The following is a 24,621-nucleotide window of genomic DNA, read 5'->3' on the forward strand; positions in this document are numbered from 1 at the left end:
CGGCTCTGCCAGAAAACCGGTCGGCCGCAGCCTGGGCCAGCCGGGGAGTAACTACCGCGCCAGCGAAAAAGCAGCCACAGGCGTGAAAAGACTAGTTTAAACTTAGTCGGCGTGCCGACTAAACTTCGTTTTTCTCGCTACATTTAGGCCATAAACCCCCAAATTCTCACTCATCTCTTCGTATGAATCTAAAATCTCTACTCCTCGCGGGAGGGGCGCTGCTTTCGGGTACGGCGGCTTCGGCGGGTGGCTACCAGGTAACCTTGGCTGGCCAGAAGAACAATGGTATGGGCGGCGTAGGCGTGGGCTTGTCGCTGGATCAGGCCGCTATGTTCTACAACCCCGGCGCGCTGGCCATGGTAAAGGACCGTGGCGTGCAGGTAGGTGTAAACCTGACCCTGGCCCGCAACGCTTTCGTGGCGGAAGGCAGCAACCAGCAGCGCGAGCTGCGCAACAGCTACACCACTCCTTTGAATTTCTACGCGGGCTTTGGTCCGGCCGAGGGTAAGTTCCGGGCGGGTATTGCCGTGTACACGCCGTTTGGTAGCAAGCTGCAGTACGCCAACGGGTGGGAAGGCCGCACCTCACTGACGGACATTGACCTGAAATCTGTATTCGTGCAGCCCACCGTTAGCTACGCCATTACGGATCAGCTTAGTGTGGGCGCCGGCTTAGTAGTACTGGCTTACGGAGCCGTAAACCTGCAGCGCGACATTGCACTGCCGGACTCCTACGGGCACGTTGAACTGGATGGCAAAGCCGATACGAAGTTTGGCTTCAACGCTGGCATCTTCTTCAAGCCCTCCGATAAACTGTCGCTGGGTATCAACTACCGCTCGAAAATTGATGCCGTCGTAAAGGATGGCGATGTCACCTTCTCGGGTATTCCGGCTTCGTTCAGCTCGCGCTTTCAGGCTACCAAGTTCAACGCTACGCTACCCCTGATTGCTACCACCAGCGTTGGCCTGGGCATTATGCCTAATGAAAAGCTAACGATTGGCTTTGACGCCAGCCTGGCCCAGTGGAGCAAGTACCGCGTGCTGCGCTTCGACTTTGACCAGCAGGTCAATGGCTCAACCGTTAGTGAGTCGAAGCGCGCCTACCAAGACGCCCTCACCTTCCGCCTGGGTGGGCAGTACAAGCTAACCGAGGGCCTGACGGTGCGTGCCGGTGGCGCTTATGACCAGACGCCTGTGCAGGATGGATTCGTGACTCCCGAAACGCCCGATAACGACCGAATCAGTGGTACGGTGGGCGCTTCCTACTCTTTCGGCAAGTTTGGGGTGGATCTGTCGGCCCAGTACGTGGGAATTCAGAAGCGCACCCAAACGCAAAATGAGTTGATCAACAATGCCACCACGGACCGCATTGCTGGTACCTACAAAACCAACATCGTCATTCCGGGCATTGGCCTGAACTACGCTTTCTAACCGCGACTCGCTCTCTGACCCATGAATACGTTTCTGTTTCGCAAGTTTACGCCCCTGGCAGCGCTACTCGGGCTGGGCATCACCGCTTGCCAGCCTGATTTAGAAGATGACTTCAAGCCCAACAAGGGCTCCGCTGATTTCTCCCGCTACATTGCTGTGGGCAACTCACTTACGGCGGGCTTCTCCGACGGTGGTCTGTACTTGGAAGGGCAAGTGAATTCTTACCCCAACATTCTGGCTACCCAATTCCGCACTGCCGGCGGGGGCGAGTTCAATCAGCCTTTGTTCACGGAAGCCCAGCGCAACGGTTCGGGCTACCTGAGCCTAACAGGCTTCACATCGGCTGGTACGCCTACCACGGCCAACGTAACTACCAACTTGGCAGTCCGCAGCCTAAACCCCACCCTGTATACTCGCTATGAGGGCCGGGTAGACAACTTAGGGGTGCCAGGCATCCGGCTGTCTGACATCCATACCGCCGGCTACGGCAGCACCCAGGGTAACGCCTACTTTGAGCGTATTACGCCCGCTACTACAGCTACCCAAACCTACTTCCAGCGCGTGAAAGCGGAGGCCGCTACGGCCACCTTCTTTTCTAATTGGCTGGGTAATAACGATATCCTGGGATATGCTACTACCGGTGGGGTAGGTGGTATTATCACCCGCACCGATACGTTCACGCTGAAGAACAACCGCATTGTCAACGTGCTGACGACCAACGGTGCGAAGGGTATTGTGGCCACCATTCCAGATGTGACCAACATTCCGTTCTTCACGACGGTGCGTGTGGCTGATATTCGGGCCCGCTTCAAGGCCGCTAACCCTGCCTTGGACGTGTACATTCAGACCACCGGTACGGCTGGGGCGCAGGTAGTGCGCTTGGCTACGGATGCTGATCTGTTGACGCTACCTTCCTCAGCCGTTATCGGAACTGCCACTACAGGCAGTCCGTTCCCAGTAGGCGCCGGAGTGGGTACCGGCGTAGGACAGTCGAACCCAGTGCCTAATCAGTTTGTACTGGACGCTACGGAGCAGACGAACGTGCGAACCGCTACTACTGCCTTCAATACCGCCATTACGAACAAAGCAAACGAAAAAGGCTTGGCCATTTTCGATTCCAATGCCTTCTTCGCGCGGGTAGCAACTTCGGGTATTACCACCAACGGCGTGACGAACACTGCCTCCTTCATCTCCGGCAACCTGTTCTCGCTGGATGGTGTGCATCCCACGCCCCGGGGTTATGCTGTAATTGCCAACGAAATGATTCGGGCTATCAACTCGAAGTACAACGCCAGCGTGCCTACTGTTAACCCCAATGACTACCGCGGCGTCCGTTTCCCGCAGTAATTTCCAAAAATAGAACACTAAAAAAGCCCTTTTCTGTTTCAGGAAAGGGCTTTTTTGTGTTTGGTCGGTTGGATCAGGAAAACTGGACGGGCTGCAGTACTTCCGGCAGCTCGGGCGCGGCCTCACCAGCTAAGCGCGCAGCAATAACCTGGGCGTGGTAGCGGCCATTCTCGATAAACCAGCGACTGGTGTTTAGGCCCCCGCACACGGTGCCGGCCAGGTACACGCCCGGCCGGTTGGTTTCCAGGGTGTCGGCGTCGTGGGTGGGAGTTAGAGCCGCGTCGGTTTGGCAAGTAATGCCGAGCGCGGCCAGAAAACGGAAGTCGGGGTGGTAGCCCGTCAGGGCGTACACATAAGACGCGGGCAGCGTCTGGGGGCCCTCCGGCGTCTGGATTTCTACTGTCTCGGGCGTAATGCGCTGCACGCTGGCGTTGAAGTAGACCTTGATGCGGCCTTCCTTGATGCGGTTAAGCAGGTCGGGCCGAATCCAGTATTTCACCGACTCGCTAATGGCCTCGCCGCGCACGACCATTACCGGGCGGGCTCCGGCCCGCAGCAACTGCAAGGCCGCTTTAGCCGAGGAGTTTTTAGCCCCGATTATTACCACATCCTGGCCGGTGTGGGCGTAGGGTTCCTTGTAGTAATGAGTCACGTGGGGCAGGTCTTCGCCGGGCACGTGCAGGTAGTTGGGCACGTCGTAGAAGCCGGTAGCAATAATAACGTAGCGGCAGTTGATGCGGCCTTTCTCCGTGACTACCTCGTAGCGTCCCGGCTCGCCTTCCAGCCCTACTACTCGCTCATAGAGGCGCAAGTGCAGATTTTCAGCAAATGCTACCCGCCGGTAGTAGTCGAGACCATCTTCCCGCAGGGGCTTGTAATGGCTGGTTGGGAAGGGGTGGCCCCCAATTTCCAGTAGCTCCGGGGTGGAGAAAAACTCCATGTTGGTAGGGTACCCAATAATGGAATTTACCAGTGCGCCCTTATCGAGCACGGCGGCCGTGAGCCCGCGCCGCTGCACCTCAATGGCGCAGGCCAGCCCCACCGGTCCGGCCCCAATAACGACGACGTCAAAAGCAGTTGTTTCAGACATGGTATGTAGTACCAAGAAAGGTGGCTTTCAGTTTTAAGCAGTCCAGTAGAAAAATTGTAACCTAAAAATGGCCCTAAGACGTAGTTGAGCGTCAACTGCTTACGATGGTTACGGTCCGACGCTGCGCTGGAAGCAAGGTTTACAGACAAATCATAGATTGGGTATACTAAGGGTAAACTATATCTTTGCTTCACATCAACTAATCCATTCTCGTTTTACTGTTATTTATGAAGCGTATTTCTCTTTTGGCTTTGTCGCTGGCCGCCAGCACTTTCTTCGCAAGCTGCGGCAGTGATGACAAGGAAAACAATCCCTCGCCGAGTAAATCGGCCAGTCAACTGCTGATGGCTAAAAGTTGGAAGCTCACGGCTGAAACTGAAGCTACTGGCACCGCCGCCCCGGTTAATACCTACGATGATTACGAATCGTACGAGAAAGACAATATTTATAAGTTTCAGGCCAACAACGTCTTCGTTTCAGAAGAAGGTGCTACCCGCTACAGTTCCTCTGACCCAGCCAGCACCACGGGCGTCTGGGCCCTGTCCGACAACGACAAAAAAGTAGTATATCAGGCGGGCTTCTTCGGCACGGGCTTGCTGTCGAGCACGCAGAAAGGCGATATTGAAGAGCTGACGGAAACCAAGCTGGTGGTAAAAATGACGGATGCCAGCGGCACGCCCACTATCGTTACCCGCCAGACTTTTACAGCGCAGTAATCAAACCCAATTAACAGCAAAAAGCGCCGTTCCCGGTTGGGAACGGCGCTTTTTGCTGTTGGTGCTGAGGAACAGCTTAGTGGGCCTGCAGCCAATTGCGGCCAGTGCCAACCTCTACTTCCAGCGGCACGCCGTGGGGTAGAAGCAGAGCGTTGGACATTAGTTCCTTGATTTTAGGCGTGATGAATTCAACCTCCTCCTGCACGGCGTCAAATACCAGTTCGTCGTGTACCTGTAGAATCATCTTGGTGCCGAGCTTTTCCTGCACCAGCCACTCATGAATGTTGATCATGGCCTTCTTGATGATGTCGGCAGCGGTGCCCTGGATGGGGGCGTTAATGGCGTTGCGCTCGGTGTAGCCGCGCAGGGTAGCGTTGCGCGAGTTGATGTCGCGCAGGTAGCGGCGGCGGCCCAGCAGGGTGGTGGCGTACTCCAGCTCCCGGGCTTTGTTGATGCTGTCGTCCATGAACTGCTTCACCGACGAAAACTCCTGGAAGTAGGTCTCGATAATGTCGGTGGCTTCCTTGCGGGAAATGCCGATGCGCTGGGCCAGCCCAAAGGCCGAAATGCCGTAGATGATGCCAAAATTGACGGTCTTGGCCTTGCGGCGCATCTCCCCATCCACCTGGTCCAGGGGCACGTGAAATACCTTGCTGGCGGTGCTGGTATGAATGTCGAGACCCTGGCGGAAGGCCTCAATCATGGTCTGGTCGCCCGAAAAGTCGGCCATGATGCGCAGCTCCACCTGGGAGTAGTCGGCGGCCAGCAGTACGTGCTGCTCGTCGCGCGGCACGAAGGCCTTGCGGATTTCCCGGCCTTTTTCCGTCCGGATCGGGATGTTCTGGAGGTTGGGGTTGGTAGAGCTGAGGCGGCCGGTGGCGGTTACGGCCTGGTTGAAGGAGGTATGCACGCGGCCGTCGGCTTCGCACACCAGCTGGGGTAGGGCCTCAACGTAGGTGGAGCGGAGCTTGGTAAGCTGGCGGTGTTCCAGAATCAGGCCGGCAATGGGGGCATCGGCCGCGAGCTGGCTCAGGATTTCTTCGCCGGTGGCGTACTGGCCGGTTTTGGTTTTCTTGATTTTGCCGCCGCCCAGGCCCATTTTGTCAAACAAGACTTCGCCCAACTGCTTCGGGGAGCCAATGTTAAACTCCTGCCCGGCTTCTGAGAAAATCTGCTTTTCAATGTCCTGAATATAGCCCTGCAGCTCAGCCGAGTATTCGCCCATAGCCGAGGAGTCAATCTTTACGCCCTCGTACTCAATGTCGGCCAGCACGGGCACCAAGGGGTTTTCTACCTCGTTGAGCAAGTCCAGCAAACCCACTTCCTTCAGCAGGGGCTCGAACACGTGCTTGAGTTGCAGGGTCACGTCGGCATCCTCACAAGCATAGTCCGACACCTCGGCGGGGGGTAGGTCGGCCATGGTTTTCTGGTTTTTGCCTTTGGGGCCGATCAGCTCCAGAATGCTCACGGGCGTGTAGTGCAGGTAGGTTTCGGCCAGCACATCCATGTTGTGGCGCATGTCGGGCTCCAGCAGGTAGTGGGCCAGCATAGTATCGAAAAGCCGGCCGCGCATCCGCACGCCATAGTGCCGCAGAATAGTAAGGTCGTACTTGATATTCTGCCCCACCTTCACAATATGCTCGGCATCGAAAAACGGCCGGAACTCATCCACCAAAGCCTGGGCCGCGGCTTGGTCGTCGTGGGGCACGGGCACGTAATAGGCCTCACCGGGCAGCCAGCAGAAGGAGAGGCCTACCAGCCGGGCCGTCATGGTGTCGAGGCCGGTGGTTTCGGTGTCGAAGCTGACTTCGGTTTGCTGGAGCAGGAACTTGAGCAGGCTCTGGCGCAGCTCGGGCGTGTCGATGAGGTGGTACTGGTGGGGCACGTCCTGCAACGTCAGGCGCGGCCCGGCCGGCGCCCCGAAGGAGCCGGTTTCGCCTTCTTCGGCGGCAATGCCTACAGCCGCATCGGCCGAGGAAGCAAACAGGCTGCCCTGCCCTTCGGCCACGCGCGGGCGGCGCGAACCGGCGCGGGGGTTGGCCCGGTCGGGTGTGGCCGCGGTGCCGGCGGCGCTACCCCCGCCCAGCACCCGGGCCGCCAGCTGCCGGAACTCCAGCTCCTCGAACAGTTGGCGCAGCTGCTCCACGTTGGGCTGCTCCAGGCGCAAATTTTCCTCGTGAAACTCAATGGGTACATCCAGGTGAATAGTGGCCAGCTCCTTGCTCAGCAGGCCCTGCTCGGCATAGGTGCGCACGTTTTCCTGCTGCTTGCCCTTGAGCTCATGCACGTTGGCAATCAGGTTTTCCACCGAGCCATACTTCTGAATCAGGGCTTTAGCCGTTTTCTCCCCGATACCCGGAATGCCCGGAATATTGTCGGAGGCGTCGCCCTGCAAACCCAGAATGTCGATAACCTGCTCGGGCCGCTCAATTTCGAAGCGTTCCAGCACGTGCTTTACGTCGAGCACCTCGGCGGCATTGCCCATGAAGGCGGGCCGGTAGATTTTGACGCAGTCCGTCACGAGCTGGCAGTAGTCCTTGTCGGGCGTCATCATAAACACCTCCCCGAAGCCCTGCTGCTCGGCGCGCTGAGCCAGGGTGCCAATTACGTCATCGGCCTCGAAACCATCCACCATCAGAATGGGAATGTTGAAGGCCTGAATGATTTTCTTGATGTAAGGAATGGCCAGCCCGATGTCCTCGGGCATGGCCTGGCGCTGGGCCTTATACTCGGCAAACTGCTCGTGGCGGAAAGTTTTTTTCTGGGCATCAAAAGCTACCCCAATGTGGGTGGGCTTCTCCTTCTGGAGCACTTCCACCAGGGTGTTGGTAAAACCCAGAATGGCGCCGGTGTTCAGGCCCTTGGAGTTGACGCGCGGGTTTTTGCTGAAGGCAAAGTGGGCGCGGTAAATCAGGGCAAAGGCGTCGAGCAGGAAAAGCTTGTGGGGCTGGGCGGCGGCAGTGTCAGGAGTCATAGTGGGGCGAAGATACGAGCGGTAGGCAGGGCGAAGTATGTAAACGGGCAGGGGCGCGTCATGTTCAGGTGGAGGCCCCAATGGTTAGCCAACGGGCATTATCTTCGGGCATGAACACTACCCATTGGCTGCTGGCTCTTCCGCTGGCTCTGGGCGCTGCTATGGGAGCAGCCCAATCGACTACCCCGGCCGGGCGGCCGTCTGTGGCGGAGCACAGCCAGCAGGTCTTTGCCTTCCAGCAGAAGCTGAACGCCGAGTACCGGAACCCCGCGGAGTCGCCGCTACCGGCGGAAGCGCAGAAAAGCTTCACGGGACTGCCATTTTACCCCGTCAACTACGCAGCCTGCGTAGAAGCTCGGTTTGAAGCCGATTCGTTGGGGGCGCCTTTCCAGATGGTGACCAGCACCGCCCGCCGGCCCCAGTACCGCAAATATGGCGTGCTGCACTTCGCTTTCGAGGGCAAACCGCAGCAGCTGGTGGTGTACCAGAGCCTGGACCTGCAGCGCAACCCGGAGTACCGCGACTACCTGTTCGTGCCCTTCACTGACCGCACCAATGGGCACGGCAGCTACGGCGGTGGCCGCTACCTGGACCTGCGACGGGGCCAGATTCGGCAGGGGAAAATTGTGCTGGACTTCAACCAGGCCTACAATCCCTACTGTGCGTATGGAGGGCAATACTCTTGTCCTGTACCGCCCGCCGAAAATCGTCTGCAGATAGCCGTTCAGGCGGGCGTCATGAGCGACCATTAACTGTCTGACGCTTGGCCTATTGCCCCACCAGCTGCTTCACGCCGGTAGTGGAGTTGGCGCTAGGTCGGTAACTGGAAGGTTCTGCAGTGCATAAGGTGGCCGTTAGCATAGTTCCCGGTGTGCCTGGGCAGTATGTAATTCAACGCCCTACCGCTTGGCCGCGTACACCCTAGCCTATGCGCTACCTCTCCCTCGACCTGGAAACCACCGGCGGCAAGCCCCAGCGCCACCAGATTCTGGAGCTGGCGGCCGTGGTAGAAGATAGTAAGAAGCTGCTACCCTTGGCGGAACTGCCGGCCTTCCGGCGGGTAGTGCGCCACCCGGAGTACGTAGGCACGGCTGGGGCGCTGGCCCTGAATGCTCGTTTGCTGGAAGAACTAGCCCGCAAGGAACCCAACCCCGAGCTGTGCACCCCGGAGGAGCTACTACCCCAGCTGCGGGAGTTTCTGCTGACCCAAGGCTTCAAGCCAGATAAACAGGACTGCGTCACCGTGACCATGGCCGGCAAGAACATTGCCTCCTTTGACCTGGGTTTTCTGCGCGAGTTACCCGGCTATGTCACCCTGGTGCGGGCGGAGCCGGCCATGCTGGACCCGGCCGCTTTCTACCTCAACTGGCGCAAGGATACCCGCCTGCCCACCATGCAAATCTGCAAAGCCCGCGCCGGCTTCGAGGACGACACCGTGGCCCACGAGGCCTTGGCCGACGCCCTGGACGTGGTGCAGCTGCTACGCCCATTCTATGAGTTACCAGTGTACAAAATGATTCAATGATTGAGTGCCTTGATGAGTTGTTCTGTCCTGGCAAGAAGGCAAGCCGCCATCCTTTCTCTCTTTTTCTAAAGCTTAATAATATAACAAGCCCTTATCCTCGTGCTGAGAATAAGGGCTTGTTATATGAGAAGGCGTAGCTTGTTAGTTCGGGAAAGGCTGGTGTCATCATGCCTCCTCGCCAGGATAACTGAGTAGGGACTTGAGCACGACCACCTCACCAACTCGCCATTTCACCGCTTACCAGTCGCCGGAGGCACCGCCGCCGCCGGAGCTACCGCCGCCGAAACCGCCGAAACCGCCACCACCCCCACCGCCGCCGAAGCCGCCACCGCCGCCAAACACGCCACGGCCGCCGCTGAAGTCACCGAAGATAATGGGGGGAATCATGGCGCCGCCAAAGCCGCCACTCCGGCGTCCGCCGCTACCGCCACCGCGGTTACGAAGCAGGATAAACAGGATAAGCGCGCCAATAACCAACCAGAACGTCCAGCCTGAGCCGCTGGAGTCATCGGCGCGGCGCGGGCGCGGCTGGGTGGTTTGGTCGGCTTTGTATTCGCCTTTGGCCAGGGCAATCAGCTGATCGGTGGCCCGGTCCAGGCCCGCGTAGTACTGCTCTTCCTTGAAGGCCGGGACAATGGTATTGGAGATGATGCGCTTGGCCAGGGCATCGGGAATGGCCCCTTCCAGCCCGTAGCCGGTATGAATGCGGGCCTTGTGCTCCTGCTGGGCAATTAGTACCAGAATGCCGTTGTTGTTGCTTTTCTGGCCAATGCCCCAGGTTTGGTACAGCTGCTGGGCGTAATCGAAGATGTCGTAGTCGCCGAGGGTAGGCACCGTGACTACGGCAATTTGCGAGGAGGTAGAATCGTTATAGGCTACCAGCTTTTGCTCCAGGCGTTGCACTTCCTCGGGGCGCATCATACCCGCCAAATCATTCACAAGGCGGGGAGGGGTAGGGCGGGGCGGAATGTTTTGCGCCAGGCCGGTTAGGTGTGTCAGCGCCAGCAGCAGGCTAAGCAGCCAAAGGCGGAGCGTAGGCATGGGGTAAGAGAAAGAAGGTAGCATCGACCTCATGCGCGCGGGGGCGGAGTGCCGCCAAACGAGATGGAGTCGTCGAGTTCATTTTGGTCGGTGGCGGCATTGTAGGGAAAGTAGCGGCGGAGTTGTTCTCCTACCAGCTGAATGCCCTGCTCAAGTCCCGTCACATATTTCTCGGATCGGAAGTGTTGCAACACATTTTCCTTGGCCATTTCCCAGAAGTCGTCGGGAACGGCCGCGTTAATGCCCGCGTCGCCAATGATGGCAAACTGCCGGCTCTGCCAGGCCAGGTAAAACAGCACGCCATTGCGTTGGGCCGTGCGATGCATGCCCAGTTCGGCAAAAACCTGCGCGGCTCGGTCCAGAGGCTCAGGGGTAGGGCAGGTGTCTTCCAGGTGCACCCGGATTTCGCCGGAGGTGCGCAGCTCCGCCTGCCGGATGGCAGCTACCAGGGCGGCTTCCTGCTCGGGGGTGAGAGGATTGGTCATGAGATGATAGGGTCTTAGGGCCTTAAGACCTTGGAACCTTGGTTTTGTCCGGCGTAATCCTGCCAGTACAGCAACCAACCCCCAAGCTCCTAAGGCCCCAGCCTCTAATTAAAACTGAACGGTAGGCGCTTTCTGCGAGGCAGCATCGGCCTCGAAATACGGCTTCTCCTTGAAGCCGAACATGCCGGCAAACAGGTTGTTGGGGAAGCTTTTCACGTAGCCGTTGTAGTCGTTGGTGACCGTGTTGAACTTGTTGCGCTCCACGTTGATGCGGTTTTCCGTACCCTCAATCTGGGCCTGCAACTCCTGGAAGTTGGCGTTGGCTTTCAGCTCCGGATAATTTTCCGATACGGCCAGCAAACGGCCTAATCCGCTGCTCAGCTGGCTTTGGGCTTCCTGGAAGCGCTGAATGTTTTCGGGCGTCAGCTGGTCGGCGTTCAGCTGCACGCTCGAAGCCTTGGCGCGGGCATTTACTACGTCCGTCAGGGTTGACTTTTCGAAGTTGGCAGCACCTTTCACGGTGTTTACCAGGTTCGGAATCAGGTCGGAGCGGCGCTGATAGGCGCTTTGCACGTTGGCCCACTGGGCTTTCACGGCCTGGTCCTTGGATACCATGGAGTTATAGCCGCACGAGGACTGCGAGAGCAGCAGCACGAGGCCAGCAAAATAGAGCAGAAAGCGTTTCATGATTGGTTGGGAGAGGTGAAAAATAAGGGAGTAAGGGAGTGAAAGAGGCCGACGGAAAATCGGGGCGGAAGCATTTCAGGCATTTCCCGAAACCTATTCCGCCTTTCCGCGCTTCACCTTTTCGTCGCAGCAAAGTACGAATTCAAGCCACTGCGGTTGTGATAGGTGCTGCTCCCGGTTGATTCCGTATTTTGCGCTTCGGTGCTTCCCGATTTCTCTCTCGCATGAAAGCAGTTATTCCCGTAGCCGGTATTGGCTCACGTTTACGCCCTCACACGCACACCCAGCCCAAAACGCTGGTGCCGGTGGCGGGCAATACCATTCTGGGCCACATCATCGACCGGCTGGTGGAGGCCGGCGTGCAGGAGTTCGTTTTTATCATCGGCTACCTCGGTGAGAAAGTAGAAAGCTACGTGCGCCGCCAGTACCCGCAATTGCGTACGTCGTTTGTGGTGCAGGAGCCGCGCGAGGGAATTGCCCACGCCCTGTGGCTGGCCCGCGACCAGTTTCGCTACGAGCAGGACGGCATTCTGATCCTGCTCGGCGACACCATTGTGGACGTTGACCTGCCCGAGATGATGCGGGCGCCGGGCAACGTGCTGGCGGTGAAGGAGGTAAAGACGCCTTCGTTGTTTGGCCTGGTAGAAACCGGAGCCGGTGGCCGCGTGACGAAAGTGGTGGAAAAGCCCCGGATACCGAAGTCGAACTACGCCTTGGTAGGCCTGTACAAAATTGCCAACCCCGATTGGCTGGCCTCGGCCCTGGAGCGTATCATCGACCAGGACCAGCGCACCCACGGCGAGTTTCAGCTCACGGACGCGCTCATGCTCATGATTCAGGATGGGGCTGAAATGGTGACGACGTCGGTGGATAACTGGTTTGACTGCGGCCGCAAGGACAGCTTGCTCGAAGCCAACGCCCGCCTGCTCAACCGCACCGAGTTCCTGAAGCGCCGCGACTACCCCGAGTTTCCCGATACCATTATCATTCCGCCCGTCAGCATTGGCAAGGACTGCCAGATCAGTGGCTCCATCATCGGCCCGAACGTGGCCATCGGCGACCGGACCATCGTGAAAAACACCATTTTGAGCGAGTCCATCATCGGCTCTTACTCGGAGTTACGCTCCGCCGTCATGCACGACTGCATTGTGGGCTCCGACGCGCTGTTCAAAGGCACCCGTCACAGCCTCAACATCGGCGACAACACGGAGATTGACTACAGCTGAGTAGTAAACTGGTGAAATTGTGAGATAGTGAGTTTGCCATTCTAACGGACCAGACTGTGCAACTTGCGTCGGCGGAACAGCAAACTCACTATCTCACAATTTCACTTCTTGTATCCGGCAAGGGCAGATTGTCGTTACTTTAGCCCGATGCGCCACCTGACCTCCTTTTCCCGCCTGTTGCCCGCCCTTGGGCTCACCTTGCTGCTGCTGCCCGGCTGCTACTCCCGCTCCGACATGAAAACGGAGGAGGGAGCCGCCCAAGAAGCCCCCACGGACGTACCACCAACGGAAGTTCCCGGGGCCGTTCCGGTCAGAACTCCTGAGTCGGCCGTAGCGGCGGCAGCTACTTCGCAGCCTCTGCAGACCGTGAATGTGTTCCTGGAAGTGTCGGGCTCCATGGAGGGCTTCATGCCCAAAACCGGGGCTAGCGGCGAGAATACCAAGTTTCAGCAGCACGTAGCGCAGTTTCTCTCGGAAGTAAACCGCACCTCGGCAGCCCGCCAGAAAACGTTTTACCGCATCAAGGAGCGCCCTTACAAGGATTCGTACCAGGGTATTTCGACCACCGTGCGCAGCGGTATTCAGCAGCCGGCCAAGAGTACAGACATTCCCTCGGTGCTGGATACGCTGATGAGCAATTACTACCAGCCGGGTAGCGTAAGCGTGCTGATTTCAGACTTTATCTACTCGCCGAAGAACGCCGGCGCCATTCCCTACATCAAAACTGACATCACCGATGCCCTGACCCGCAGCGGCAGCCACCCCGAAATGGCGGTGTCGGTGTACGGCTACACCTCGGACTTCCGCGGCACCTACTACCCGGCTTTGGTGGCTTCGGGCAAGAAAACCAACTGCTGCGACACCGAAATTCCCTACTACATCTGGGTGGTAGGCCCCGCCGACGCCGTTCGCACCTTCGACCAAGCCCTGCTCGAGCAACAGCCCAGCAAGCAGGCGCATTTCGGGGTTACCTACCCCCAGCCGAACTACTCCCTACTCAGCAAATTCCAGAACAAAGGCAGCTGGTACTACGGCGACGCGGGTGCCAGCAAACGCAACGCCGAAAGCTACCGGGTAGTAGCCGTAAGTGAAGCCTCGGCCCAGCAACCCGTAGAGTTTGTGGTCGGAATGGACCTAACAACTCTGCCGGGACAATACCGCGACCTGGCCTACCTCAAGCAGAATCTGAAGCTGCAAGGCGTGGACACCGACGCCAAGCTGCTGGACGTAACCGCGACCACCAGTCAAACCAAGGCCAGCAGCGGCCCGGAAAGTAAGTTCACCCACTTCGCCAAAGTGCGCCTGACCCGGCCGCCCAAGGCCGCCCGTCCGTTGGTGCTCAGGCTCCAGGACCAGCGCCCCGCCTGGGTAGCGCAGTGGACCACCCGCAACGACGCTACCCCCGCCCCCAAAACCTTTGCGCTTAGCGGGCTGCTCGACGGGCTGGAAGCGCAAAGCGGCGCAGAAAAAAAGCCGATTTTCGAGCTGCCATTAACCTTACAGCCAGGCGAATAGCGCCGCGGTAGGCTTTCGGCCGATGTGCGCTGCCCGCGCGTTGCGGCGCAATTGGAATGGTTTTCGTTCATTAACGAATTCGAATGCAGCAGCTTCCCTGCTGCGGCCGTGCTTACAATTTCGTTCCGTCCTTATCGTTCAACGAACTGCCAACCGCTAGTTGGCCCTTCTCCCTTCCATGAAAGCACTGTTCCGCTCCATCTACGAACTCATCGGCGCCCCGCAACCACCCGCCGATACCCCCGTGTACCGCGACGTAGTTTTCCCCAACATTGGCCTGCTCAACATTGGCATTTCGCTGGCGCTGGTGGTCATCTTCTACTATGTTATCAACCGGATGATGGGGGTAGCCACCTTCAACAAAGGTCGGCACTGGGCTATTTTTCTGGTGTTAAATGCCCTGGTTGCTTTCGGAATTGCCATCAGCCAGGCCCACGCCCAGCAGGTTACGGACCACAGCTACATCTACTGGCTGGCCACCTGGAACGCCATCCTCGGTCTGATCTGGTTTTTCCTCTTCTCCCTGATTCTGCGCAAAGGCTCCACTAACGCGAGTACCACGCCTTTTTAAATTCAGAAGTGAGAATGGAGAGCCTAGAGCTTAGAATCGTTAGGATATCAGCCTAGGTGTCCGAAAGACTCTCAGTTCTCAACTCTCAGTTCTCAGCTCTTCCTTCCCAACATGGCTAAACTGTTTTTATTCGGTATCGGCGGCACGGGCTCCCGCGTGATTCGCTCGCTCACCATGCTGCTGGCCGCGGGCGTGGATTTGCCCAACTGCGACCGGGTAGTGCCCATCATCATTGACCCCGACGCCCACAACGGCGACATGAACCGCACGGTGCAGCTGCTGCAGAGCTACCAGCAGATCTACAAGCGCCTGGGTCCGCGCGAAGAAGGCTTCTTCAAGACCGATATCAGCACGCTGAGCGGCATTTCGCAGGATGTGAACGGGTCGGTAAAGGATACCTTCATCTTCGACTTCGGCGGCATTAACCAGAGCTTCCGGCAGTACTTGAGCTACGACGGCCTGTCGGTTGACTCGAAGGGCCTCGTGGATTTGCTCTTCACCCAGGATAACCTGGAGAGTCCCCTGACCATTGGTTTCCGCGGCTCCCCGAACGTGGGCAGCATTGTGCTGAACAAGCTGGTGGAGAGCCCCGAAATGCGGTTTTTCGCCGATAACTTCCAGGATGGCGACCGGGTGTTCTTCGTGTCGAGTATCTTCGGTGGTACGGGGGCGGCGGGCTTCCCGCTCATGCTCAAGAACCTGAAGGACACCAACACCCGCCTCAGCAACGCCCGCTACCTGCGCGATGCGCCTACGGGTGCCGTAACGGTGATGCCCTACTTCGCCCTCCAGAGCGAAGACAATGCCGTCATCGACTCCAACAACTTCCTGACGAAAACGAAGGCGGCGCTCAGCTACTACGAGCACAACCTCCAGGGCCTCGACGCGCTGTACTACCTCGCCGACACGCCCGATACGCCCTACGAAAACCAGCCCGGCGGCACCCAGCAGAAGAACAAAGCCCACGTAATTGAGCTGCTAGCGGCCCTGAGCATCGTGGACTTTATGCGCTACTCGCCCGCCGAGCTGCGCACCGGCGGCCCGCACTTCCATGAGTATGGCCTGCAGGCCGATGCCCCGGAAATCCAGTTCAGCCACCTGCCCGATGAGTCGCGCGAAATCATTGCCAAGCAGCTCACGCAGTTCCTGTACTTCACGCGCTACCACAAGCAGCACCTACCCACCGACAAAGCGCCCTACGCCGACAACTTGAAGCTGGACTACGCCATGCGCAATGAGCCCATCTTCCGGGAGCTGAACACCTTCCTGCACAGCCAGGACTCGGGCGTGGATCAGTGGTTGCAGGAGCTGGCCCAGAACCGTCGTTCTTTCCGTCCCTTCGACCTGCAAACCGACGATTTCAACGCCATGATTCTCGGCAAGCCCGTGGAAAAGAAGTGGAACGACTTCTTCAACAAAGGTCTCAGCCATAACTACCTCCTCGATAACCTCAACAAAACCGAAAAGTCCATCCAGGAACCCGACAACTTCCGCAAGATGCTGGAGCTGTTCTATGATGTGACCGACAAGGCGTTTGCGGAGAAGGTAAAGGTAGTGTAACTCCCGAACAAAAAATCCCCTCCTCATCTGAGGAGGGGATGCGGCGGCTTTAGCCGACGCCGGGGTGGTTGACCTCGTTGCTGATGTTGTTTAACCTGAACGATTAATTAAGAACGTCATGTCGAGCCCCGCGAGACATCTCGCCCGAATCGTTGAGGTAGCATCGCAACGTCAGCACGCGAGATGTCTCGCGGGGCTCGACATGACAGACGCGAGTTGCGCCAGGCCACTCAACCACTCCTAACCCCTCCTCATCTGAGGAGGGGAACTAGCTTACTAGAATAGATTTCCGCAGCACATGGCCAAAGTCCTTCGCTTACATAATAATGGCTCCCAGCAGGTTCAAGGCTGGCAGAAAACGGCGCCGGTAACGAGCACCGAAATCAATACCGTTACAGACCCGGCCGGGGGCAAGTCCCGCAACCTGGCCGTGAGCATCCCGACGCCGTTTGCGCGGATGCACCTGTTTGAAACGGCGTTCGACTTCCTAGCCCGCGAAGGGCAGCGCAACCCCGGCTCGGTGTACCACGAGCTGACGACCCACTTCTGGGACCTGCTGGAACTGCTCTACAATTACCACCTCTACACCCAGGCGGGCCGCAAAATCACGCTGCGCCGCTGGAATGCCGAGGCGGAAATTCGTCGGATGCGGCAGGAGGAGGGCACCCGCCTGCTGGGCGAAACCCTGCAGCTGTATATGCAGGACGAGCGGTTCCGCGACTTCACCGACATGTACCTCGTGTACTATGAGTCGCCGGAGCTGGCGGGTGGCACGCGCCTACTGGGTGGTACCTCCCCGCTGACTATCCTGTTCACCGGGCCCGAGGTGAAACCCCTGGACCTGGAGCGTCCGCAGGCCCGCGGCCACTACTTCGACAAGCAAACGGTGCTGCTCGAAGACCGTGACCCACAATTCCGCGAGTTCGTGTACGAGTTGTTCTTAGCCTACCCGCAACTGCAGCGCCGCGAGTTTGCCGGCAGCGTGTACGCCTCGCTCGACCGCAGCAAAATCAACCAGCTCCAGATGCAGGGCGACCGGAGCGCCCAGCAATTTGCGGCCCGCTACCCCGCGCTGGTAGATGTGCACGGCAACCTGGTGAGCGTGAAAGGCGTGCCGTTGCCCGGCCGCGCCGACCAGTCGGCCGTAACCAGCTCCGACCTGTTTATCCAGCCGACCCGCGAAGCCGTAGGCGGCCGCCCCAGGCCCCTGGTGTTGCGACCCAACCTCACGATGCCCGGCGCGAACTACCTTAACGGTCAGCCCTGGGACGACCGCACGCCGGTGCCCTACCACGACGAAGTAGCCCTGGAAAACCGCGTGCTGCCCGGCAAAGGCTTCAAGTACCCCTACCTCACTGTAGGCGACTTACTGGAAGATTCGCTGGTAGAGTTGCCCTACGAGTTGAACACCCAGCGCTTCCACACCGGTAAAGTCACGTTCCAGTACGGCGCCGACGGGCAAGGCCGGGCACGTTTTCCTTACCTGCTGCCCCTAAAGCAAGCCTTCTTCGAGTACTTCACGGAGAACGAGCTAGCTGAGCTGCTCACCTTTACTATCGACCTTAGCCACGTGCGCGTGCAGTTGCGGGTGCCGGTGCAGGCGGGCCGCTTCATCACGTTTGAGCGCAGCTACTACACCAATCCGCAGAACCCAAAGGATGCCCAGGGCCGCGAGATTCTGGAGAAGGGCCGCATTGTGAAGGCCACCGTGGGCGTGGGCGTGTTCCCCTTCTATAAGGTGCGCTACCAGCCCGAGTACAACGACCTCTACAAGGTAATGCTGGTGGATGCCGACAACTCGCCCACCATGCTCAGTCGCCGCTACGACCTGCAGTTCTTCGTGAACGGGGAGCGAATCACGGAGCAGGGCGCCGCCCGCCGGGCCACCCGGTACGAGCGCACCCAAAAGAGCATGGCCACCGCCGGTAGTACGTACTATGAAGTCACCGGCACCCACTTCGACCTGGTAGAGCTGACCTGCCCGCCCGCCACCATTGGCGCGGAGCCGGCCCGCGGCCTGTTCGTGCCGCGTTGGCGGGAGCTGGACCGGGGCACCCGTCGCTTCACCTTCGCGGTAGACTTCGGTACCACCAACACCCACATTGCCTACGCCGATTCGCCCACGGCTCACCCGCGCCCGCTGACCATTGGCGAGGCCGATGTGCAGGTGGAGTGGCTGCACGCTCCGGTAGCCGATGCCGGCCTGTCGGCCGCTCAGCGCTACCGCACCGGCGCCGGGCAGATCTGGACCTACATTGCTACCCTGCAGAACCGCGAGTTTGTGCCCTCCTTCGTGGGGGAAGGCGGCTCGGTGTATGAATTCCCCATTCGTACTGCGGTGTGCGAAACCACGTCGTTTGCCAACGAGCCGGCCAAGGTGCTCAGCAACATCAACATCGGTTTCAGCATCAACACCGAAAACGCCTCGGAACTGCCCCAGAACCGCTTCATTACCAACCTGAAGTGGTCGGCGGAGCTGGACCCGCAGGGCGTGTCGCGCATTGAAGCCTTCTTCAAGGAAATCCTGCTGCTGCTCCGTCACAAGGCGGCATTGCACGGTGGTATTCTGGAAGATACCCGCGTGGTATGGTTTGCGCCGCTGAGCTTCGATGGCTTCCTGCGCAACCAGTTCCAGCAGGTGTGGGACGAGTCGTTCCAGCAGGTGTTCAAGACGCGCCGCCCCACCATCTGCCTCACCGAGTCGGTGGCGCCGTACTACTACCTCACGGCCACCAACCAGGTAGTCCCCAACCGCGACGAAAATGTGGTGAACATCGACATTGGCGGCGGCACCACTGACCTGCTGCTCTTCGCCGACCAGAAACCGGCCTACAGCACCTCGTTCCGCTTCGCCGGCGACGACCTGTGGGGCGACGGCTACGCCCGCGTGCAAGGTGCGCCCAAGCAAAACGGTCTGCTCCGCCTCGGGGTAGGCCACGTGGAAAGCCTGCCCGATTCCGAGCAAAACCAGGAGTACAAGGGCTACCTGCGCGCCGCCCTCAGCAACACCGACTTTGGCTCGGCTGACGTAACCAGCCTGCTGTTCAAGTACGATGATGCGCTACGCTTTACCCAGGCCCTGGGCCTCGGCAAGGGCCGGCAGCTGCGGGTGCTGTTCTACCTGCACTACACTAGCATCATCTACCACACGGCGCAGCTCGTGAAGCACCTCGGCCTGAAAACGCCGCGCTACCTCTGCTTCTCCGGCAAAGGCAGCCTCTACCTGCGTCTGTTGGCCGGTGGCAGCTCCCTGGTTTCCATCGAGAAGATTACCAAAGCCATCTTCCAGGCCGTAACCGGCACCGAGCCCCCGCACAACTTCCGCGTCATCCTGGCCGACAACCCCAAGGAAGCCACCACCAACGGCGGCGTGCTGTTCGAGGAAAAGACCAACACGTCGGACTATGACAACATCAAGCCTGTGAAGTACAGCGGCGCCGTAGAAGGCACCGAGCTCAACCAGCAGCGCCTCAAGCTAAACCAAGTAGATGCCGAGCTGAAAAACACGGTGCTCGAAAACGTGCGCAACTACCTCACGCTGGTGCTCGAAGGCGACGAAGTAGCGCCCTACCTACGCGAAGTAGGCGTAGATGTGGACCGTCAGCGCGTCAAGGACATTCTGCAGCGCGAAATCGAGGACAGCCTGAGCCTAGGCCTGCACCAGTTTCAGCGCCAGCTCTCCTCCGACGAAACCCTGCCGGAAACCCTGTTCTTCCTGCCACTGAAACAGGCCCTCTACAACCTGAGCCGCGAGCTGCAGTCTTAAAGCCTTTTGATGTGAAGCGTTATAGTAGTTTCCTATTGCTTCCCTTTCTACTGTCCTTGTCTGCCTGTTTCTGGGGGGATGAATACGCGCAAGAACAGATAATAGGAGACTACTATGCTTCTGGTCTAAAAGGATCTTGGGGCGAGCCTATGTCGGCCGCGTATCTTCACTTCAATGACGAAGAGTTTGGCTTAGCTGATGCATTGTTGCCAGAAACCCTGAGTGCTGCTGGTGCTAGCGAAAGGTGTATCATATTGAAGGGTACACATAACGAATATTACGTCGCTAAAATAATCCCAGGAGCAACGAGGGAAGTGGCGCGGCGAAATATATTCGGCCCATTTAATAGGCAAGCGTTTAAACAAAACCTTCAAACAATAAATGGTGATACACTAGTAAGTTTCACGCATCGATATACGATATAATTGATGCTAACTAGCTTTCTTAACCCGCTCCCTACCCAACCAAGCCCCTATGACCCTTTCCCGCCGCGCTGCTTCTTTGCTTACTGGTCTGCTGCTTCTGGCAGTGGGCAGCCACGCCCAAACTCCCCTCGGTCAGCCTACGCTGGATGAGCAAAAGGTGCAAATCTGGTGCGCTACGGCCAAGTTTGTGTATGAGGATACCGGCCGGCCCAACCTCAAGAGCAGTCTGCGTTGCGGGGGCTCGTTGAAAGAGTTTGAGAACAGCATCAAGGCCGATAGCCAACGGGTGTACTCGGCGCTCTACCAGCCGTTGGAGGCGCGCGGAACCATGTACAAGGGGCTGGGGTCCAACGCATCTAGGCTGCAGAAGCTGACCACGGAAATTATCAACCGGTTAAAGTCTTCACCGGCCCGCCGGGCCAGCCCAGCCCGCATGCAAAACGTAGCAACGCTGGAAACGGCCCTGAACGGCTACGTACAGAACGGCACCCCCATCGGCGAGCTGGCGGCCCCCGATGCCGCTGCTGCCGAAACAGTAGATACCACTGCTACCTCCGACGAAACCACCGCAACCGCTGCGCCCGGCGACGCTGGTCTGGCCGAAGCGGGCGTGGCTACGCCTACCACCCAGGCCGGCAGCGGGGCCGGGGAAAGCCTGATGAACAAGCTTTTTGGCCCCCTAGCGCTCATTTTGTCGCTGCTGAGTTTGGTGTTGTATGCCCTGATGCGCAAGAACATCGGAGCCTTCCAAAAGGAGTTGAGCGCCCGCATCGACAAGCGCCGCGACGAGATTGTGGCCCTGCAAAGTGCCCCGGCAGGTAGTACGGCTCGGTCGGCCGGAGCGCCTGCTGCCGACCGCCTAACGCCTGCTCAGCAACGGGAGGTAGAGAAGCTGGTGCAGCAGCGCGTAGAGGAAGAGCTGAAGAAGCTACGGGGGCAAGCGCCAACCGCTGTTACCGCTACCGCAGCGGCAAAACCAGCCCAACCGGCCCAACCGGCCAACACCCCGGCGCCAGCCCCGCTACCGCAACCCGCCGCGCCGATAGCCGCGACAGCTCCTGCGCAAGCAGCCGCAGTGTATTCCGCTCCGGCCCAGCCCACGGAGTTATCAGCCGTACCGTCCCTGACGCCCGCGGGCCCGCCTGCTGCTTCTCCGCAAGATGAGTTTGACAGCTTGGTGCCGCCCGTTCAGCTTCCAACTCCTCCAAGTCCGGCAGCTGCCCTACCCCAAACGCGCTACGTGAAGGTGCCCGTAAACGGAGCCTTCAGCGAATACGACTTCAGCGACGAGCCCCAGCACGACAGCATCTACGAGATTCACCTGGACCCCCAGTGGCCCGAGCTGGCTACCTTCAGCGTAACCTCCAACTCAGCGGTGCACGCCTACGCCATCCAGAGCGCTCAATATTCCTTGCGCGAGGCCTGCAAGTACCAACAGCCCACCGGCCCCGTTACCCGCATCGTAACGGAAGAGGAAGGGGTACTGCGCAAAGTGGCCGGCACCTGGCAGATTGAGCAGAAGGCCTCCATCCGGTTTGAGTAACTAAAAGGCTAAAAGCTAGTTCCCCTCTTCAGATGACGAAGGGTTAGGAGTAGTTGATGACCGTTAGAACGAATTTTAGATTTTAGATCTAGAAATGTTCTATGCCAAGTCAACCACCCCTAACCCCTTCTCATCTGAGGAGGGGAACTAGCTTTTAGCCGTAGCTTCGTACTTGTATGCTTGAAATCATTCTTGAAGTAGCCGTGGTAGCGGTAGTGGTGGGCTTGCAGATTCGCACGTTTCTGCGGACGCGCACCAACGCCCTGCGCTTAGGCCAGCTGTACCCGCCCAAGGAAGCCCTGCGCGTAGACCACCGCATTGTGCTACCCGATGGCCGCGACCTGCCCGAGTACGCGGCCGATGCGCCCCCCGAATCCTTTGCTTCCAGCCTAATCAAGGCCGAAAATGCCTCGCCCGAGTTTCAAGCCATCCTGCTAGATACCAACGACTACCTGCGTCATAACAAAGGTGCCGCCGCTGATTTCGGGATTCTGAAAGACATATCGGAGCGGCAAAGCGAAGTGCTCGACAACGAGGTGCAGGCCGACGTAGCCACCCCGCTGTATTTAGGGTTATTAGGCACGTTTCTGGGCGTAATCCTGGGGCTGGTGGGCATTGCCCGCAACGGGGTATCCGACGAAAACGCGCTGACTCCATTTCTGACTGGGGTGCTGATTGCCATGACCGGCTCCTTCGTGGGCCTGCTCTTGACCCTGCTCGGCAACGGCGTACTGCGCCAGGCCCGCCACCAGCTCGACCGGCTCCAAAATCAGTACTACACCTTTCTGCAGGCCCGCCTGCTACCCGTGCTGCACGCCGATATGGCCAGCTCCCTGACCAATCTGAAATCGGTGCTGGATGCGTTTAACCAGCAGTTTGTGGGTCAGGTGGAGCTGTTCAACCCGCTCATGGACAAAGTCACCCAGAACATCCGGGTGCAGAGTGATTTTCTGGAGCGGCTCGATACGATAGGCTACGACAAGATGGCGGCGGCCAATATTCTCGTGTTTGAGAAGGTGCGGGAGTCGGCGGAGATGTTTGCGGCCTTCACGAGCTACCAACAGCGGCTGAACGAGATGCTGCAGAACGGCTACCAGTCGGCGCAGAGCGTGAACAGCATTCTGGACCGCCTGCGCGGCTTCGAGAAGGGCATCAACGACCTGGGCCAGTACATCGGGGGCAACAACAACTCCGTGCAGCTGATGCTCGACTTCTTCCAGAAACACCAGGTAGAGCTGCGCAACCTCAAGGACCGCGCCGAGCAGCACATCGACCAGGCGGGCGTTTCCCTGGCCGACATCATGACCCAGCGTCAGGCCCAGAACGAGCGCCAGGCTCAACTGGCTTACGAAAAGTGGCAGCAGTACTTCGACAAGCTCAACGCCGACAATATCTTCGAGAAGCTGCTGAAACAGTTGGAGCCCTTCCAGAACCTGAACGTCCAACAAGCCGATCTCAGCCGCGACGTAACGGCTACCCAGCGTGAACTGCTGCGCAAAGTGGAGCTGGACTCGCAGATTCAAGCCAAGCTGCTCTCCGAGCTTTCCAACCTGAACACGGTGCTGGTGAAGGCCACGTCCAAAAACCGTTTCCAGCGGTTTATGGATAAGCTGTTTGGCGGCGTGCAGCCGCAGTAGGTATAGCGCTAGGTGCTGATACATCAAGGGAGGCTACTATCTATGTCTGCTCTACTTACTATATTTTATAGTATCGCAGCACTTGTTTATGTAGCTGCCATAGTACTAGGGTACATATTTCTCATTGACAGGCCTAAGGAGAGCCATATGTGGAAATTACTTCTACGAACTTTGGCATTCATCCTATGGACAGGATTTGTAATACTCTGGCCAGTCTTTGTAATAGTATTACCAGTCCTGGTAGCAGATACTCCTTAATTATTATTAGCGAGGATGCTACAGTAGAACACCTAACACTCCATGAACAACTCCACTTCCAACAACCGCCAAAGCAACGACTTCTTCTGGCCCAGCTACGTGGACCTGATGACGTCCTTGTTTGTGGTAATGCTGGTGCTGTTCGTGTACAGTTTCAAGCTGTTCAAGGACCGGGAAGGGGAGCTACAGAAGGCCAACGGCGAGCTGAAAGTACGGGCCGCCGAGCTGGAGCAGATTACCAAAATTCGCAACTCCCTGCAGCAGCTGGAGGGTCGCTACTTTCGCTACGACCCCGCCAACGAGCGGCACGAGCTGCTGGTACCCGTGCAGTTCGAGGCCGGCCGCGACGAAATTCAGGAAGCCTACAAACCAGCCCTATTGCAAGCCGGCCGGCGCCTGCGTACCGTGCTCAAAAGCATCAAAACCGACCAGCCCGTGCGCTACCTCGTGATTGTGGAAGGTATGGCCGCGCGCTACCCCCAGGGCGACCCGCGTAATACGCGCGAGGAGCAAACTACCTACCAGCTCAGTTACCGCCGCGCCCTGAACCTGCTCAACCTCTGGAAGCAGAACGGCCTGAACTTCAGCCAGGACCGCGGCATTGAGCTGATTATCGGGGGGAGCGGCTTCTACGGTACCGGCCGCTACAGTGGCCGCCGCGAGGGTGACAACAAGCGTTTCCTGATTCAGGTGATTCCCAAGGTAGGGCGCATTCAGTAGGGCTGAACTGTCCGGGGAGAAAAGGCTGGCGGCTGGTAAAACGGCTAGCCTGAGCAAGGCTAGTACGTGGTCTGTGGTTATCTTGGGGCTCTCTCCCGCTTATTC

Annotated in this window: 19 protein-coding genes; 14 read left to right on the forward strand and 5 right to left on the reverse strand. The window is 58.5% G+C overall.

Translation table 11 applies throughout. The features are described from left to right. Nucleotides 1-182 precede the first annotated feature (182 nt). Nucleotides 183-1,430 carry an OmpP1/FadL family transporter gene (locus IEW18_RS10935; RefSeq protein WP_188557886.1) on the forward strand — a complete coding sequence of 416 codons (1,248 nt, stop codon included), beginning with the start codon at nt 183-185 and terminating at the stop codon, nt 1,428-1,430. Nucleotides 1,431-1,451: 21 nt separating this feature from the next. Beyond that, a complete protein-coding gene (locus tag IEW18_RS10940) occupies nt 1,452-2,777 on the forward strand; it encodes an SGNH/GDSL hydrolase family protein (RefSeq protein WP_188557887.1) in 1,326 nt (441 codons plus the stop codon). 73 nt (nt 2,778-2,850) lie between these two features. Here the strand turns inward: IEW18_RS10940 and IEW18_RS10945 are convergent, their stop codons facing one another. After that, nucleotides 2,851-3,867 carry a YpdA family putative bacillithiol disulfide reductase gene (locus IEW18_RS10945; RefSeq protein WP_188557888.1) on the reverse strand — a complete coding sequence of 339 codons (1,017 nt, stop codon included), beginning with the start codon at nt 3,865-3,867 and terminating at the stop codon, nt 2,851-2,853. A 227-nt stretch (nt 3,868-4,094) separates the two neighbouring features. On the opposite strand from IEW18_RS10945, the gene IEW18_RS10950 reads away from it, so the two are divergent. Then, complete coding sequence (locus IEW18_RS10950; protein WP_188557889.1) at nt 4,095-4,583, forward strand: lipocalin family protein; 489 nt, start codon at nt 4,095-4,097, stop codon at nt 4,581-4,583. 76 nt (nt 4,584-4,659) lie between these two features. On the opposite strand, the gene polA is transcribed toward IEW18_RS10950, so the two are convergent. Beyond that, nucleotides 4,660-7,557 carry a DNA polymerase I gene (gene polA, locus IEW18_RS10955; RefSeq protein WP_188557890.1) on the reverse strand — a complete coding sequence of 966 codons (2,898 nt, stop codon included), beginning with the start codon at nt 7,555-7,557 and terminating at the stop codon, nt 4,660-4,662. 110 nt (nt 7,558-7,667) lie between these two features. Between polA and IEW18_RS10960 the strand changes: the two genes are divergently transcribed. Beyond that, complete coding sequence (locus IEW18_RS10960) at nt 7,668-8,309, forward strand: DUF1684 domain-containing protein (protein ID WP_188557891.1); 642 nt, start codon at nt 7,668-7,670, stop codon at nt 8,307-8,309. Between the two features lie 176 nt (nt 8,310-8,485). Next, on the forward strand, nt 8,486-9,082 hold the full coding sequence (locus IEW18_RS10965) for a 3'-5' exonuclease (protein ID WP_188557892.1): 597 nt from the start codon (nt 8,486-8,488) through the stop codon (nt 9,080-9,082). A gap of 237 nt (nt 9,083-9,319) precedes the next feature. Here IEW18_RS10965 and IEW18_RS10970 read toward each other — a convergent pair whose 3' ends face one another. The 3 genes from IEW18_RS10970 to IEW18_RS10980 all read right to left on the reverse strand — a co-directional run bounded on the left by IEW18_RS10970 (nt 9,320) and on the right by IEW18_RS10980 (nt 11,295). Beyond that, a complete protein-coding gene (locus IEW18_RS10970) occupies nt 9,320-10,123 on the reverse strand; it encodes a TPM domain-containing protein (RefSeq protein ID WP_188557893.1) in 804 nt (267 codons plus the stop codon). Nucleotides 10,124-10,152: 29 nt separating this feature from the next. Further along, nucleotides 10,153-10,608 (reverse strand): TPM domain-containing protein, encoded by a 456-nt coding sequence (locus IEW18_RS10975; protein WP_188557894.1) that lies wholly within the window; start codon nt 10,606-10,608, stop codon nt 10,153-10,155. Between the two features lie 108 nt (nt 10,609-10,716). Beyond that, nucleotides 10,717-11,295, reverse strand: a complete 579-nt coding sequence (locus IEW18_RS10980; protein WP_188557895.1) for a LemA family protein — start codon at nt 11,293-11,295, stop codon at nt 10,717-10,719. Between the two features lie 224 nt (nt 11,296-11,519). Between IEW18_RS10980 and IEW18_RS10985 the strand changes: the two genes are divergently transcribed. The 9 genes from IEW18_RS10985 (at nt 11,520) to IEW18_RS11025 (ending at nt 24,516) form a co-directional block, all read left to right on the forward strand. Further along, complete coding sequence (locus IEW18_RS10985) at nt 11,520-12,521, forward strand: sugar phosphate nucleotidyltransferase (RefSeq protein ID WP_188557896.1); 1,002 nt, start codon at nt 11,520-11,522, stop codon at nt 12,519-12,521. A 147-nt stretch (nt 12,522-12,668) separates the two neighbouring features. Further along, complete coding sequence (locus tag IEW18_RS10990) at nt 12,669-14,036, forward strand: hypothetical protein (protein ID WP_188557897.1); 1,368 nt, start codon at nt 12,669-12,671, stop codon at nt 14,034-14,036. A 178-nt stretch (nt 14,037-14,214) separates the two neighbouring features. Beyond that, entirely contained in the window at nt 14,215-14,607 is a 393-nt protein-coding gene (locus IEW18_RS10995) for a hypothetical protein (RefSeq protein WP_188557898.1), read from the forward strand. 111 nt (nt 14,608-14,718) lie between these two features. Next, a complete protein-coding gene (locus tag IEW18_RS11000; protein WP_135435688.1) occupies nt 14,719-16,167 on the forward strand; it encodes a hypothetical protein in 1,449 nt (482 codons plus the stop codon). Between the two features lie 298 nt (nt 16,168-16,465). Beyond that, the gene (locus IEW18_RS11005) at nt 16,466-19,933 is read left to right on the forward strand and encodes an acetate and sugar kinases/Hsc70/actin family protein (protein ID WP_188557899.1); all 3,468 of its coding nucleotides are present in this window, start codon (nt 16,466-16,468) and stop codon (nt 19,931-19,933) included. Between the two features lie 56 nt (nt 19,934-19,989). Then, entirely contained in the window at nt 19,990-20,358 is a 369-nt protein-coding gene (locus IEW18_RS11010; protein WP_188557900.1) for a hypothetical protein, read from the forward strand. Nucleotides 20,359-20,407: 49 nt separating this feature from the next. Continuing rightward, nucleotides 20,408-21,901 (forward strand): hypothetical protein, encoded by a 1,494-nt coding sequence (locus tag IEW18_RS11015; protein ID WP_188557901.1) that lies wholly within the window; start codon nt 20,408-20,410, stop codon nt 21,899-21,901. Between the two features lie 176 nt (nt 21,902-22,077). Further along, entirely contained in the window at nt 22,078-23,538 is a 1,461-nt protein-coding gene (locus IEW18_RS11020) for a hypothetical protein (RefSeq protein ID WP_188557902.1), read from the forward strand. Between the two features lie 300 nt (nt 23,539-23,838). Continuing rightward, on the forward strand, nt 23,839-24,516 hold the full coding sequence (locus IEW18_RS11025; protein ID WP_188557903.1) for a hypothetical protein: 678 nt from the start codon (nt 23,839-23,841) through the stop codon (nt 24,514-24,516). The last annotated feature ends 105 nt before the right edge of the window (nt 24,517-24,621 follow it).

The organism is Hymenobacter glacieicola, from assembly GCF_014640315.1.
Lineage (GTDB): Bacteria > Bacteroidota > Bacteroidia > Cytophagales > Hymenobacteraceae > Hymenobacter > Hymenobacter glacieicola.